We start from the raw sequence: 14,589 nt of genomic DNA on the forward strand, positions 1-14,589 counted from the left end.
CCAAGACGTGCCCTACAAGGCCGGACCCGGCCGAATGGCGCTTCCGTCATGGAAGCGCGACAGGCGAAAGCGGCTGAGATCATGCCCGCTCCGGTTTCCCTGGATCAGGTCGGAAACGACCCGGCCGATACCGGGCCCGATGCCGAAGCCATGGCCACTCATTCCCGTCGCGACGAAAAGACCGCCGACGGCCTCGACACGATCCACAACGGGGACGACATCCGGCATGGCGTCGATCATGCCGCCCCAGCTGGCCTTCAGGCGAACTGTTTCGAATTGCGGAAAGAGGCGTTTGAAATTGCGATCTATCGAATGCAGTTTGGTGGGTTCAGGGAGTGGGTTAAGCACCCGCAGCCTCTCGAAGGGGCTCTGCGATTCCAGCCCCCAAGCCCGCGACGTCGACCACGCATCGGGGTAGCCCGGCGGTGCGAATGGAAAGTAGCGCGTCCCGAATGGATTGGCCCTGAGGGCTGGAAGATATTTGGTGACGTGCCGGAATGCGTCGGGGCCGAGGTACAGCAGATGGCTACCGCCGGCGGCGAGCGTGTACCCACCATCCTGCCGGCGCCTGAAGGCGATGTCGTCGTCGGCTGCCGCGCCCGCGTAGATTTCCGGCAGGGGCTCGGTCGCCGCTACGGTCACCCGCACGCTGAGCTGAGGGATGGACACGCCGTGTCTCTTCAAGAACAGGGACGACCATGCGCCGCCCGCGACCAGCACTGTGGAGGCCTCGATATATCCCGCCTCGGTCCACACGCCCTTGACCCTGCTGCCCGAGATTTCGAGTGTTCGTGCTGCGCAGTTCTCGACGATCCTGACGCCGTGCCGAACGGCAAGCCGGGCGAGCGCCGGCACTGCCAGCCAGGGCTCCGCACGCATGTCGGACGGCGTCGTCATCGCGCCCTTGAACTTGCGCGACATGCCTCTGATTAGCGTGGCGGTTTCGTCGCCGTCCAGGAGGCGCGTGTCGAGATCGTGGCTGGCGGCGATCTTCATGAAGGCTTCGAAGGCCGCCATGTCCTTGTCCGACTTCGCCAGGTAGGTTACGCCTGTCTCGGTCAGCCCGATGTCTTCGCCGCATTCCTCGGCCAGTTGCCGCCATAGACGAATAGCCTCGATGACGATGGGCAATTCGTCCGCGTCCCGTCCCTGCTTCCGGATCCAGCCCCAATTTCTGGAGGACTGCTCGGCCGCGACGCGCCCCTTCTCCAAAATCGTTACGGGGATGTTGCGCTTTGCCAGGAAAAGCGCGGTCGTCACGCCGATAATGCCGCCACCGACAATGACCACCTCGGACGCTTTTGGAGGCGGGCCAGGATGCTGGATCGGATCAGCTTCGGAGAACGGAAATGTGGGCAATTGGCGTATCCTGCAGGAATGGCTGGGCTCTGTCTCGCTGGTTGCCACCCTGCGGATGGTAAATCAAGAACAGGTGCAGAGGGACCGTTATCCCACGGCCTGAGGCCGGCCAACCCAAAGCGCTCTGCAATGGCCTGACAGATGTGAGTTGTTGTTATTCCCTTTCAACTGAGTCACATTCCCGATGCGTCGGCGGGCGGGATGGAGGTTTCGTCCGGCGTTGTGGCCACTGGGAGGAATACCGATGAAGAAGACGCTTTTGCTGAGCGCCGCGATTGCGACGCTCGCCCTCAACGCGACAGCGCAGGCTGAACTCAAGTTCAAGCCGGGCGAAGATGCCCGTTTGAACTGGGCAAATTACGAAGAGCTCAAGAAGGTCGATCTCAAGGGCGAGACGCTGACCATCTTCGGACCATGGCGCGGCGAGGACGAAACCCTGGTGCGTACCGTGCTGGAATATTTCCAGGAGGCGACCGGGGCCGACATCAAATATTCTTCCTCGGAGAATTACGAGCAGCAGATCGTCATCGACACGCAGGCCGGCAGCCCGCCCAACATCGCCATTTTGCCGCAGCCGGGCTTGATCCAGGATCTGGCATCCAAGGGACTGCTGACGCCGCTCGGCGACGACACCGCCAAATGGGTCAAGGACAATTACGGCGCCGGCCAGTCATGGGTCGATCTCGGAACTTTCAAGGACAAGGATGGCAAGCCCGGTTTCTTCGCCTTTCCCTACAAGGCCGATGTGAAGTCGCTGGTCTGGTACTCCCCGGACAATTTCGAAGAAGCCGGCTACACCGTGCCGAAGACGCAGGAAGAACTTGCCGAACTCGAGAAGAAGATCATCGCCGATGGCGGCACGCCATGGTGCATCGGGCTCGGCTCGGGCGGCGCCACCGGCTGGCCGGCGACCGATTGGGTCGAGGACATCATGCTGCGCACCCAGTCACCCGAAATCTATGACAAATGGGTGAAGAATGAAATTCCGTTCAACGATCCGGCGGTGGTGAATGCCATCGACATATTCGGCAAGATCGCGACCGACGACAAGATGGTCGACGGCGGCGCCAAGGCGGTCGCTGCGACGGATTTCCGCGACAGTCCCAAGGGCCTCTTTTCGGTACCGCCGAAATGCTACTTGCACCATCAGGCATCTTTCATCCCGACCTTCTTCCCGGAAGGCACCAAGATTGGCCAGGACGCCGATTTCTTCTATTTCCCGCCCTATGCTTCCAAGCCTGAACTCGGCACGCCGGTCCTCGGCGCCGGCACGCTCGCCATGATCACCAAGGATTCCAAGGGCGCGCGCGCCTTCATCGATTTCCTGAAGATGCCGCTGGCGCATGAGATCTGGATGGCACAGGGCGGCTTCGTGACGCCGTTCAAATCGGTCAACCAGGACGCCTATGCCAGCGATGCGCTGAAGAAGCAGGGCGAAATCCTCGCCAAGGCCTCGACCTTCCGCTTCGACGGCTCCGACCTCATGCCGGGCAAGATTGGCGCCGGCGCCTTCTGGACCGGCATGATCGACCTCGTCGGCGGCAAGTCGGCACAGGATGTCGCGACCGACATCCAGAAGAGCTGGGACGCGATCAAGTAGGCCGGCCGGGCGTCCGCGTCTCGCACCGGATCCGGACCGGCGGGCCCGGACCCGACGGCGGCATCTACCGCGGCCTAGGTCATCGGCAGGAACACGGGGGGCCGCAGAGGCATTCACCGCGGCTGCGCTGCAAGCGAATGAATCGGCGCCTGGCCCCGTCACCAAGGTCGTTCGGCCTTGTCGGATCATGCGCAGGGAGAGGAACCCATGGCGGCTCAAATCTTCTCGGCCATATTGGTCATCATCATCGGGGTCGGCGGCTGCGTCGCCTATTTTTGGGGCGCCAACAAGCTGGTCGACCTGATCTTTCCTTCGCGTGGCGTGACCGGCGCTGCTGCGATCGACAATCTGCGCAGGCAGGGGCTCGTCCGGCCGTGGCTCTTCGTCGGCCCGGCCATGATCATCCTGACCATCTACCTGATCTATCCGGTGATCGCGACGCTGTGGCTTTCCTTCTTCGACCGTAGCGGCACCAGCTTTGTCGGCCTTGCCAATTACGAATGGGCCTTCGGCGACCGGGAGTTTCGCAGCTCGATCCTCAACAACATCATCTGGCTGGCGGTCGTGCCCGCCGCCTGCACTTTCCTCGGATTGATCATCGCCGTGCTCACCGACAAGATCTGGTGGGGCACGATCGCCAAGAGCCTGATCTTCCTGCCTCTGGCGATCTCCTTTGTCGGCGCCAGCGTGATCTGGAAGTTCATCTATGAGTATCGTGGCCAAGGCCAGACCCAGATTGGCCTGCTCAACGCCATCATCCAGCATTTCGGCGGCCAGCCGCAAGTCTGGATCTCGCTGCCGTTCTGGAACAACTTCTTCCTGATGATCATCCTGATCTGGATCCAGACCGGTTTTGCCATGGTAATCCTGTCTTCCGCCCTGCGCGGCATCCCCGAGGAGACGCTGGAAGCCGCCGTCATCGATGGCGCCAATCCGTTCCAGATCTTCTGGAAGATTATGGTGCCGCAGATCTGGGGCACCATCGCCGTTGTTTGGACCACGATCACCATCCTGGTGCTCAAGGTGTTCGACATCGTGCTGACCATGACCAACGGGCAGTGGAACAGCCAGGTCCTGGCCAATCTGATGTTCGACTGGATGTTCCGCGGCGGCGGCGATTTCGGCCGCGGCGCCACCATCGCCATCATCATCATGATCGCGGTCATTCCGATCATGATCTGGAACATCCGCCAGGCGGACAAAGAGACGGAAGGGCATTGAGATGGCTGTCGCGACCGGAAAATCCTTTGCCAGCCGCTTCGGCGTCCACATCGCCGTCCTCATCTTTGTTGCCATCTGGACAATTCCGACGCTGGGCATTCTCGTCTCGTCCTTGCGCGACAAGGGCCAGATCATTGCGTCGGGATGGTGGAACTCGTTTTCCAGTTCCAGCCAGACCGAGGCGGGGCGGCTGCCTCCGGCCTCGGCGCAGGCCGAGAAAGACGGCAAGTTCGTGCTCCAGGGCAACATCTTCGGCGAAGGCCCCGTCCGCAGCATCAGCGCCTTCGGCGTCAAAGCGGCGGCGCCCACGCAATATCCGGCCGGCACGTCGGCCGATCTGGGAAACGGCATTACCCTTCAGGTCGATGCGGACGGCACATTTGTCATGAGTTCGCCAAAGGCCTTCGAGGGCGACCGCGGCCAGCGCATCTACTACGCCTCGTCGGCGCCGCCGAAATTCACCACGGAAAATTACAAGACGGTGCTGTTTTCGGAAGGCATCGGCCGTTCGTTCATGAACTCGCTGACGGTCACCATTCCGGCCACCGTCATCCCGATCCTGATCGCCGCCTTTGCCGCCTACGCACTGGCCTGGATGCGCTTTCCCGGCCGCGCTCTGCTCATCGCGGTGATCATCGGCCTGCTGGTCGTGCCGCTGCAGATGTCGCTGATTCCGCTGCTGAAGCTTTATAACGGCGTCGGTTCTTTCTTCGGCGTGCCCTCCAAGACCTATCTTGGCATCTGGCTGGCACATACCGGTTTCGGCCTGCCCTTCGCCATATACCTGTTGCGGAGCTACATTGCCGGCCTGCCGCGCGAAATCATGGAGTCGGCGCGCATCGATGGCGCCAGCGACTTCGAGATCTTCGTCAAGATCGTCCTGCCGCTGTCGTTTCCAGTGCTGGCATCCTTCGCCATCTTCCAATTCCTATGGGTATGGAACGATCTGCTGGTGGCAATGGTTTTCCTCGGTACGGAGGCAGACCAGATCGTGCTGACGGCCAAGCTGAATGCCTTGCTCGGCTCACGCGGCGGCGACTGGGAGATCCTGACGACATCGGCCTTCGTGACCATCATCGTGCCGCTGATCGTCTTCTTCTCGCTGCAGCGCTATTTTGTCCGCGGGCTGCTTGCCGGCTCGGTGAAAGGAGGCTGAGACATGCAATCCGCTTTGAAAGTCAGTTCTAAACCCGACCTCGCCGTCGATCGCGACTGGTGGCGAGGCGCGGTGATCTACCAAATCTATCCGCGCAGCTACCAGGATTCCAATGGCGACGGCATCGGCGACCTGAAAGGCATCATCGAACGGCTCCCCTACATCGCCTCGCTCGGCGCGGACGCCATCTGGATATCGCCCTTCTTCAAGTCGCCAATGAAGGATTTCGGTTATGACGTCACCGATTATTGCGACGTCGATCCGATGTTCGGCACGCTGGCTGATTTCGACGCATTGACAGCCGAGGCGCACAGGCTCGGGCTGAAGGTGATGATAGACGAGGTGCTGTCGCATACCGCCGACAACCATCCCTGGTTCAGGGAAAGTCGGTCTAGCCGTGACAATAAAAAGGCCGACTGGTATGTCTGGGCGGATGCCAGTCCGGACGGCACGCCGCCCAACAACTGGCTGTCGATCTTCGGCGGATCGGCATGGCAGTGGGACACCAGCCGCCAGCAATATTACCTGCACAATTTCCTGGCGGAGCAGCCTGACCTGAATTTCCATAACAAGGAGGTCCAGGACGCGTTGCTCGATGCAACGCGCTTCTGGCTGGAGCGAGGGGTCGACGGCTTTCGGCTCGACACGATCAATTTTTACTTCCACAGCCAGGGCCTGGAGAACAATCCGCCGCTGCCACCCGAGGAGCGCAACGACCAGACGGCGCCTTCGGTCAATCCGTACAACTACCAGGATCATCTCTACGACAAGAGCCGCCCGGAGAATCTCGGCTTTCTCGAACGCTTCCGCGCCCTGCTCGACGAGTATCCGGCGACGGCCGCTGTCGGAGAAGTCGGCGATTCACAACGCGGGCTCGAGGTGGTGGCTGCCTATACCGCCGGGGAAAAGCGCGTGCACATGTGCTACTCCTTCGACTTCCTGGCGCCGGAGAAGATCAGCGCCACCAAGGTCCGCGCGGTGCTGGAAGCCTTCGGCAAGGTCGCCAGCGACGGATGGTCGTGCTGGGCCTTTTCCAATCACGACGTGATGCGGCCCGCCTCGCGCTGGGCGGCCAATGAACCCGACCCGACGGCCTATCTCAAGGTCATCTCGGCGCTGCTGATGTCCTTGCGCGGCTCGGTCTGCATCTATCAGGGCGAGGAACTTGGGCTCGGCGAAGCCGACCTCCGCTTCGAGGATCTGCAGGATCCCTATGGCATCCGCTTCTGGCCGGAATTCAAAGGCCGCGACGGCTGCCGCACGCCGATGGTGTGGGACGGAGGCGCCAGGAATGGCGGATTTTCCTCCGCAAAGCCCTGGCTTCCGGTACCGGCCAAGCATCTGACCCAGGCCGTCAATGTCCAGCAAGGCGACGACAATTCCCTGCTCGAGCACTACCGGCGCTTCCTTGCCTTCCGGCGCATGCATCCGGCGCTGGCCAAGGGCGACATCAGTTTTATCGAGAGTGAGGGCGACGTGGTGGCCTTCACGCGCAGCGAGGGCAACGAGCAGATCGTCTGCGTCTTCAATCTGGGGGCGACCCCGGCCAGCCTCGATCTTGGCCAAAGATCTCCACAGCCTCTTCCGGGACACGGCTTTTCCGGCCGGGAGAGCGGTGGCTCCATCAAGCTCGGCGGCTATGGCGCCTGGTTCGGGCGTATCGACTGAATTCAAACCACTGGGAGGGAACAATGGCCGATGTCACGCTGAGGCAGGTGAAGAAGTCCTACGGTAATTTGAACATTCTTCAGGGCATCGACCTCGACATAAAGTCGGGTGAATTCATCGTCTTCGTCGGACCTTCGGGCTGCGGCAAGTCAACTCTGTTGAGGTCGATTGCCGGGCTCGAGGAAATCACCTCGGGCGAACTCAGGATAGACGGCGAAGTGGTCAACGACGTGCCGCCGTCGAAACGCGGCATCGCCATGGTGTTCCAATCCTATGCGCTCTATCCGCACATGACGGTCTACGACAACATGGCCTTCTCGATGAAGATCGGCAAGGAGAACAAGGCCGAGATCGACCGGCGCGTGCGGCAGGCGGCCGAGATCCTGCAACTGACCAAATATCTCGATCGCCTGCCCAAGGCGATGTCGGGCGGCCAGCGCCAACGGGTCGCGATCGGCCGGGCCATCGTTCGCAATCCCAAAGTCTTCCTTTTCGACGAGCCGCTGTCCAACCTCGACGCGGCGCTGCGCGTCGCCACCCGCATCGAGATCGCCAAGCTCAAGGAATCGATGCCTGAAACGACGATGATCTACGTCACCCACGATCAGGTCGAGGCGATGACGCTGGCCGACCGTATCGTTGTCCTCAAGGAAGGGCACATCGAGCAGGTCGGCACGCCGATGGATCTTTACAAGAAGCCGGGCAATCTGTTCGTCGCCCAGTTCATCGGCTCGCCGGCCATGAACATCCTGCCGGCGACGATCGACAAGACTGGTGAGGCGACCGTCATAAGCCATGTCGGCGGCCGCAAGGCGACGGTGCCGCTCGCGACATCCGCCTCGGCCAAGGGTACATCGGTCAGTTTCGGCGTGCGTCCGGAAGATCTCGCCGTCGCCGGCGACGCCGACTATCTGTTCGAAGGAACGGTGGACTATGTCGAGCAACTCGGCGAGGTGCAGCTTGTCTATGTCGACATCGGCCGCTCCGACCTGCCTCTGGTGACCAAGCTACCGGGAAACTCCGAGGTCAAACGCGGTTCGGCGCTACGCCTGACCGCCAATGCGGAAGACCTGCATATTTTCGATGCGGAGGGACATTCCTTCGCACTCCAAAGACCGGAGGCAAAAGCCGCCTGAGGCGGGCATCCCGACCGAAAAAAAAGAGCGGCGGGCCAGTGGCCCGCCGCTTTTTCAGTTTGGAGTCGGATGCTGTCAACGACCGAAGAGGTTCCGGTCGCTGCCCTGAGGGGCCGACTTCGGCGCGTCAGCAGAATTGAGCAGCTTGTAGACGGGCGAGCCGTCATTGCGGATCGAAGCCGTAGGACGCGTGTCCACGCCGGAGGACGTTACCGCAGGCTGCTTGGCATTGTCGGAACCGAAATTGTCGCTGCCTGCGAAAGCGGTGCCGGAAACGGCCAGAAGGGCGGCAGCGGCGATGAGGATCTTGTTCATTTTGGTACTCCTGAATTCTCGAATTACCCGAGCGGCGGACCAAGCCCGCCAGCTACCGGGGTTCGGCTGTTAGTTGTTGCCGAAGAGGTTATGATCGGCACCCTGGGCAGGCGCCTGCGTGGCCGGAGCCGACTTTCCAATCGAAGCCGTGTAGGAATTGTCGGTCGACGTCACGGCCGGCTGGTTGGCAGCGTCCGAACCAAAATGGTCGCTACCGGCGAAGGCGCTGCCGGAAATCGCCAGAAGGGCGGCGGCAGTGATGATGATCTTTTTCATTTTTTTGGTACTCCTGAATTTTCGGTTTTCGCCAGGACGGCGGGCTGGCCGCCGTCGACTGGGGAAATCGGCTGTTAGTTGTTGCCGAAGAGGTTACGGTCGGCGCCCTGGGCAGGCGTCTGAGCAGCCGGTTCCGACTTCTTGATCGAAGCGGTGTACGAGCTGTCGACAGCGGTGGCTGCGGGGGCATTCGAACCATAATGATCGCTACCGGCGAAGGCGCTGCCGGAAATGGCCAGAACGGCGGCGGCAGTGAGGATGATCTTTTTCATTTTTTGGTACTCCAGTATCTTCTTTTTGCTGTCCGTCTAGCGGCGTGCCTTGTTATTAATTCGCGTCGTTCGGACCGCCCCGATGTGGGACGACGGCTTGTCCTTTTCCAGTCACGAAGTTGTTTGGGGTGGACCATTAATCAGGCGCTTGAAATTCCTGAATTGGTTTCCAGCAGGATTTTTTATATATTGCTTTCAATGGTTTATGGTAACCTCATGACGGCGCTGATCGGCGGCTTTCATGTCGGCGTTCACACTATGCGGGACGCACTGTCAACAGAAACGAACCGTTCGGTTCGATTTTAGAAATCTCTAATAGTCACTTTTCGAAACCTTTTGCCTTGCAAGCCCGGAATTGGCGATGATTCTCGTCCGTGTCGCGCCGCATGGATGCGATGTCGTTTTCATGCCGATGGCGTGCAGGCGAGCGTGATTAGATCACGATATCTCAGGTGCCGCTTTGTGAAGGCGAGGTGGAGAATTGGGAAGCCGGTCAGATTCCGGCGCTGCCCCCGCAACGGTGGTGGAGTTCAAGTCGCTACGGGAGACCACTGGGCAATTGCCTGGGAAGGTGTCGCGATGGTCCGCAAGGACAGCTCCAGAGCCCGGAAACCAGCCCGAGATTGTTGAACTCGACTGATCGCGGTGGGCGATCAAGAGGCGGACGATGCATGCCGGGCTTCGTCGGCGCGCTTCCAATCCTTCCTCCGTCACCACCAGTTCAGTCCTTGGAACGAGGACAGGACATGGATGCTCGCGCCGATATGCTGAGGCTCTTGAACAGCCGCAGGGAAGGTTTTTCCCTGGAGCAGCCTTTCTACACCGATCCGGGTTATTTCAAGCTCGACATGGAGCTGATCTGGTATCGCGACTGGTTGTTTATCGGCCATGATTGCGAACTGCCCAAGCCCGGCAGCTTCATCACGGTCCAAATCGGCGACTATCCGGTAGTTCTCGTCCGCGACCAGCAAGGCAAGATCAACGCCTTCCACAATTCCTGCCGCCATCGCGGCAGCCGGGTCTGCAACACCGAAAAAGGCACAGCAGCCAAGCTGGTCTGCCCCTATCACCAGTGGACCTACGAGCTGGACGGCCGGCTCCTGTTCGCACGGCAGATGGCCGAGGGCTTCGACAAGAGCCAGTTCGGCCTGAAGCCCGTCGCCTGCGAAAGCGTCGGCGGCTACGTCTTCATCTGCCTGGCGAAAGAGCCGGCTGATTTCGCGCCGATGCGAGCGATGATCGAACCATATCTTCTGCCACACCGCCTGCGCGAAGCCAAAATCGCCTTCGAAAGCACGATTGTCGAAAAGGGCAACTGGAAGCTCGTCTGGGAAAACAACCGCGAGTGCTATCACTGCGCGGGCAATCATCCGGAGCTGTGCAAGACCTTTCCGGAAGCGCCGAGCGTGACCGGCGTGCAGGGCGCCGACAGCGACCCGGAAATGCTCGCCCACTGGGCGAAATGCGAGGCCGCCGGACTGCCGAGCAAGTTCCGCATCGATCCGGCCGGACAGTACCGCGCCACCCGCGCGCCGTTGCTGCGCGACGCCGTGAGCTACACGATGAATGGCAAGCCGGCAGTAAGGAAGAACCTGTCGGACACGGTCTCGGCTGACCGGATAGGCACCTTGATGCACTACCATTATCCGACGACCTGGAACCACATCCTCATCGACCATGCTGTTACGTTCCGGGTGCTGCCGATCAGCGCGACGGAAACCGCGGTGACGACCAAGTGGCTGGTTCACAAGGACGCGGTCGAGGGCGTCGACTACACGATCGACGGCCTCACCCATGTGTGGATGGAAACCAACGACCAGGATCGACGCATCGTCGAGGAGAACGCACTCGGCATCCTGTCGCCCGCCTATGAGCCCGGTCCTTATTCGGAACTGCATGAGGGCGGTGTCATCCAGTTCGTCGACTGGTACGCGCGATTCATCGGGCCGCGTCTTGCCGAAGGCGGCCGCCCAGCGCTGCGCAGCGTCGCCTAGTTCACGCCGCCCAAGGGTGAGCCGCAGTTTCTCGATCACGGCATGAGCACAGCAAGAAGGACTGAGGGATGAACGCGACGACCGACCCTGGCCTCTACCGTCATCTCGACCAGATGGCGCCTTGGGACGACAGGCTCCAGGTCCTGGAAGTGATCGGCGTCAGCGACGAGGCGCCGGACGTGAAGACCTTCACCTTCCGATCCGACAACCAGACATGGTTCCGCTACAAGCCGGGCCAGTTCGTGACGCTGGAGCTGCCGACGGCGGACGGGCCGTTGATGCGCACCTATACACTGTCGTCCTCGCCTTCACGGCCTTTCTCGATCGCAGTGACGGTGAAGGCACAGGCGGGCAGCATCGGGACACGCTGGATGTTCGACAATCTGACCACCGGCTCCCACGTCAAGGCCTACGGGCCGGCGGGGGATTTTTCGCTGCACAGCCATCCGGCGGCAAAATACCTGTTCATCTCGGCTGGCTCCGGGGTGACGCCGATGATGTCGATGCTGCGCTGGCTGAACGACTGCGCGCCATGGACCGATGTCGGCTTCGTCAACTGTGCGCGCCGTGCCGAAGAGATCATTTTCCGCAAGGAGCTCGAACTGCTCGGCAGCCGCATGCCGGGCCTGTCGCTCGGATTTATGATCGAGGAGCGGTCGAGCCGCGAAGGCTGGTTCGGCCATATGGGGCGCATCGACGCGATCCGGTTGCCCCTGCTGGCGCCGGATTTCCGCGATCGCGAGATCTTCTGCTGCGGCCCCGATCCCTTCATGCGCGCGGTACGGCAGATGCTGGACGCTGCCGGCTTCGACATGGCGAAATACCATCAGGAGAGCTTTGCAGCACCGACGGTCGAGGAGATCCCGGCGCCGTTCGCATCCCGCGGCGAAGGCGGGACCGTTGTCCCCGCCGAAGCCGTGACAGCCATCCGGTTTGCGCTTTCGGATGTTGACGCCGAATGCGTCGCCGGACAGACGGTGCTACAGACGGCACGATCTTCGGGCGTGCGGATACCCGCCGCCTGCGAGTTCGGCCTATGCGGAACCTGCAAGGTCAAGAAGATTTCCGGCGAGGTCGAGATGAGCCACAATGGCGGCATCCTCGATCACGAGATCGAGGATGGCTTCATTCTCGCCTGCTGTTCGAAGCCGCGCTCGGCGCTCGAAATCGAGGCGTGACCCGCAACGCGCTTCCGTCTTGCCAACGAAGCGTCAAATGTTTAGACGCGTCTACGGTGGGTCGAAGCTTGGGAGCCGAGGAACGTTTCCTGTTCGGGCCTTGGCGGGGAAACAGCCATGCAAACATCCGGCATCTATACGATTGCAAGCAAGGACATCGTCTTTGAATCCTTCGACGGCGAAGCTGTCGTCCTCGATCTGACGAGCGGAAAATATTTCGGCTTCTCGGATTCGGGCAGCAGGCTTTGGGATGCCTTGTCATCGGGGGTGCCCGCCGCGGAACTGGCCGGTGTCGTGACCGGCGCCGGACCGCTCAGCGCCACCGACATCGATGGCTTCGTTTCGCAACTGCTCGAATTCGGTCTGCTCGCGCCGGTTTCCGATGCGCCGGCGCAGCCGCTTTCCGGGACATTGCTCGCCCAACTCGCCGATACAACCGAGCCGCTCAAGGTCGACATCCATGACGACCTTGCCGACCTGATCGTCGTTGACCCCATTCATGAGGTCGAAGAGCCGCTCGGCTGGCCTGCGGTCAAACAGGCGACCTGAGCGCCTTGGGCGCTTCGCGGCCGCGCAGCCAAGCGGTGCCGGGGTAGAACAGGCAATGCCAAAAGTTAACCTCGATAACCTGGCGGATTACGCGCGCTATGTGCTAGCGCAGGCGGAGCGCTGCAGCGCGAACTTTCCCCTGACGCGCGCGGTCCGCCTGCCTGCGCTGACGCTGACTACGCGGTTGGGCCCGGGCGGGCTGGCGGATGCGGTGGTCGACGGCTTCATCGCCGCGCGAGACGACGACGCGCCGGCCGATGCGTGCCGCATCTTCGTCGCGCATCCCGGCATCAACGGCATTGCCGCGCCGGAGAGCTGGGGAAACGCCCTCTTCACCCAGCATGGCTTCGCCACCCGCCTCGCTGAAGCCGGGTTGCGCGGCAACCATTACCACGACCTGGATTTCTGGCAGTTCTACGACCCGGAGCGCCGCGTCGGCGTTCAGTTGATGACGGCGCAGGACAGTTTCCCGCCTTGGGAGCCCGGGGCGCCGCTACGGCCCTTCCTGCACTGGGAATATGCGGCGCGCGGCATGCGGCTGGCGCACGCGGGAAGCTTGGGCATCGGCGGCAAGGGCGTGCTTCTGGCCGGATCGGGCGGAGCCGGCAAATCCGGAACGGTGGTCGCCGGCCTGCTCAACGGGCTCGATAGTGTCGGCGACGACTACGTCCTGATCGACCTTTCCGGCGGCGTCACCGCTCATCCTCTGTTTTCCACGCTCAAGCAGGATCCGGAAGGCTTCCGCAGGCTAGGATTGAAGGAGCGGCTAGGATCTCACGGTCCGTTGAATTGGCAGGGCAAATATCAGTTCCGTGTCGATGACATCGCGACCCGGCCGACACCCTCACGGCTCGACATGATTGCATTGATGGTGCCCCAAATCAGCGGTGGCGAGGCAAGCTCGATCATGCCCGTGTCGCGCAAGGACGCCATGATCGCATTGGCGCCGTCGGGTATTGCCCAGATGCCTGGCGAGCGGGAAAGCGGCTTCCGCTTTTTCAGCGACCTGACGCGACGCCTGCCGTGTTATCGGCTTTCGCTGGGTACGCGGCCCGATGAGATCGCCGGCACGATCGCCGATTTCATAACACGGGGCGGGCCGTGAAGCTGAGCGTGATCATGCCGGTTTACAACCGCGAGCGCTACGTCGTCCCGGCCTTGCGATCCTTGCTGCGGCAATGTGGCGAGGTGGACATGGATATCATCGTCATCGATGACGGATCCACCGATGGCTCCGCCGCAGCCGTGCGCGCAATGGCCACTGACGCGCCACGCATCCGGCTTTTCCAGCAGGCCAATAGGGGTGTTGCCGCCGCGCGCAATGCAGGTTTGCGGCAGCTGCCACCGGATGCCAGCTTCGTATCATTCCTCGATTCGGACGACCTTTCCGTGCAGGGTCGGTTTCAGGCCGACCTTGCCCAATTCAGGGCCGACTCCGATCTGCAACTGACCTATTCGCTGATGACGCTGGCCGACCGGATAGACGACGAGGCTTTGGAGCCCGCTGCAGACAGCCGGACGATCACTGTGCGGGGAATTTCGTTGAGCGCGGCGCTGTTCGACCGGGCATTGCTCACTCGCGTGGGATTTTTCGACGAGGAGTTCGAGCAGTCGGAGGATACTGACTATCTGCTGCGCGTTTTCGAGACGGGCCCGAACTACAGGCTGCTGGACACGGTCGCAATCTACTACAGGCGCCACGCCGGCAACGTCACCCGAGACCACGGCGGCAGGCTGCGCAACCATATGCGTGCGATCCACAAGTCAATGCGCCGGCGCAAAGCCGATCCATCCTTGCCTGCGGTCCCGGCTATGTTCGAATTCAAGAACCCGACCGATTGGCAGAGGCTCTGATGTCACGCCCT

General features: G+C 61.5%; 14 protein-coding genes and 1 riboswitch. Of the genes, 10 read left to right on the forward strand and 4 right to left on the reverse strand.

Annotation, left to right across the window (positions count from 1 at the left end):
* Positions 1-12 precede the first annotated feature (12 nt).
* Complete coding sequence (locus LB513_RS12650) at positions 13-1,359, reverse strand: NAD(P)/FAD-dependent oxidoreductase (RefSeq protein WP_224663841.1); 1,347 nt, start codon at positions 1,357-1,359, stop codon at positions 13-15.
* A 244-nt stretch (positions 1,360-1,603) separates the two neighbouring features.
* Here LB513_RS12650 and LB513_RS12655 point away from each other — a divergent pair, with 244 nt between their 5' ends.
* From LB513_RS12655 to LB513_RS12675, 5 genes are all read left to right on the forward strand, one after another.
* Positions 1,604-2,959, forward strand: coding sequence for an ABC transporter substrate-binding protein (locus LB513_RS12655; protein WP_224663842.1), 1,356 nt, complete (start codon positions 1,604-1,606; stop codon positions 2,957-2,959).
* Positions 2,960-3,166: 207 nt separating this feature from the next.
* Positions 3,167-4,180, forward strand: a complete 1,014-nt coding sequence (locus tag LB513_RS12660; protein WP_224663843.1) for a carbohydrate ABC transporter permease — start codon at positions 3,167-3,169, stop codon at positions 4,178-4,180.
* 1 nt (position 4,181) lies between these two features.
* On the forward strand, positions 4,182-5,336 hold the full coding sequence (locus LB513_RS12665) for a carbohydrate ABC transporter permease (RefSeq protein WP_224663844.1): 1,155 nt from the start codon (positions 4,182-4,184) through the stop codon (positions 5,334-5,336).
* 3 nt (positions 5,337-5,339) lie between these two features.
* On the forward strand, positions 5,340-7,004 hold the full coding sequence (locus LB513_RS12670) for an alpha-glucosidase (RefSeq protein ID WP_224663845.1): 1,665 nt from the start codon (positions 5,340-5,342) through the stop codon (positions 7,002-7,004).
* 23 nt (positions 7,005-7,027) lie between these two features.
* Entirely contained in the window at positions 7,028-8,140 is a 1,113-nt protein-coding gene (locus tag LB513_RS12675) for an ABC transporter ATP-binding protein (RefSeq protein WP_224663846.1), read from the forward strand.
* A gap of 75 nt (positions 8,141-8,215) precedes the next feature.
* Here LB513_RS12675 and LB513_RS12680 read toward each other — a convergent pair whose 3' ends face one another.
* The 3 genes from LB513_RS12680 to LB513_RS12690 all read right to left on the reverse strand — a co-directional run bounded on the left by LB513_RS12680 (position 8,216) and on the right by LB513_RS12690 (position 9,003).
* Positions 8,216-8,455, reverse strand: coding sequence for a DUF680 domain-containing protein (locus LB513_RS12680; protein WP_224663847.1), 240 nt, complete (start codon positions 8,453-8,455; stop codon positions 8,216-8,218).
* A gap of 69 nt (positions 8,456-8,524) precedes the next feature.
* On the reverse strand, positions 8,525-8,731 hold the full coding sequence (locus LB513_RS12685) for a DUF680 domain-containing protein (protein ID WP_224663848.1): 207 nt from the start codon (positions 8,729-8,731) through the stop codon (positions 8,525-8,527).
* A gap of 74 nt (positions 8,732-8,805) precedes the next feature.
* Entirely contained in the window at positions 8,806-9,003 is a 198-nt protein-coding gene (locus tag LB513_RS12690; protein ID WP_224663849.1) for a DUF680 domain-containing protein, read from the reverse strand.
* A gap of 433 nt (positions 9,004-9,436) precedes the next feature.
* A riboswitch (cobalamin riboswitch) is annotated at positions 9,437-9,639 on the forward strand.
* Between the two features lie 110 nt (positions 9,640-9,749).
* On the opposite strand from LB513_RS12690, the gene LB513_RS12695 reads away from it, so the two are divergent.
* The 5 genes from LB513_RS12695 to LB513_RS12715 all read left to right on the forward strand — a co-directional run bounded on the left by LB513_RS12695 (position 9,750) and on the right by LB513_RS12715 (position 14,578).
* Positions 9,750-10,997, forward strand: coding sequence for an aromatic ring-hydroxylating oxygenase subunit alpha (locus LB513_RS12695; protein WP_224663850.1), 1,248 nt, complete (start codon positions 9,750-9,752; stop codon positions 10,995-10,997).
* A 68-nt stretch (positions 10,998-11,065) separates the two neighbouring features.
* Positions 11,066-12,175, forward strand: a complete 1,110-nt coding sequence (locus LB513_RS12700) for a hybrid-cluster NAD(P)-dependent oxidoreductase (RefSeq protein WP_224663851.1) — start codon at positions 11,066-11,068, stop codon at positions 12,173-12,175.
* Positions 12,176-12,292: 117 nt separating this feature from the next.
* Positions 12,293-12,724: a PqqD family protein gene (locus tag LB513_RS12705; RefSeq protein WP_224663852.1), complete on the forward strand. Its 432-nt coding sequence runs from the start codon at positions 12,293-12,295 to the stop codon at positions 12,722-12,724.
* Positions 12,725-12,779: 55 nt separating this feature from the next.
* On the forward strand, positions 12,780-13,829 hold the full coding sequence (locus tag LB513_RS12710; RefSeq protein WP_224663853.1) for a serine kinase: 1,050 nt from the start codon (positions 12,780-12,782) through the stop codon (positions 13,827-13,829).
* A 14-nt stretch (positions 13,830-13,843) separates the two neighbouring features.
* Positions 13,844-14,578 carry a glycosyltransferase family 2 protein gene (locus LB513_RS12715; RefSeq protein ID WP_263482095.1) on the forward strand — a complete coding sequence of 245 codons (735 nt, stop codon included), beginning with the start codon at positions 13,844-13,846 and terminating at the stop codon, positions 14,576-14,578.
* Positions 14,579-14,589: the final 11 nt, after the last annotated feature.

The sequence above is a fragment of the Mesorhizobium sp. ES1-1 genome, from assembly GCF_020164785.1.
In the GTDB taxonomy this organism is placed as follows: domain Bacteria; phylum Pseudomonadota; class Alphaproteobacteria; order Rhizobiales; family Rhizobiaceae; genus Mesorhizobium.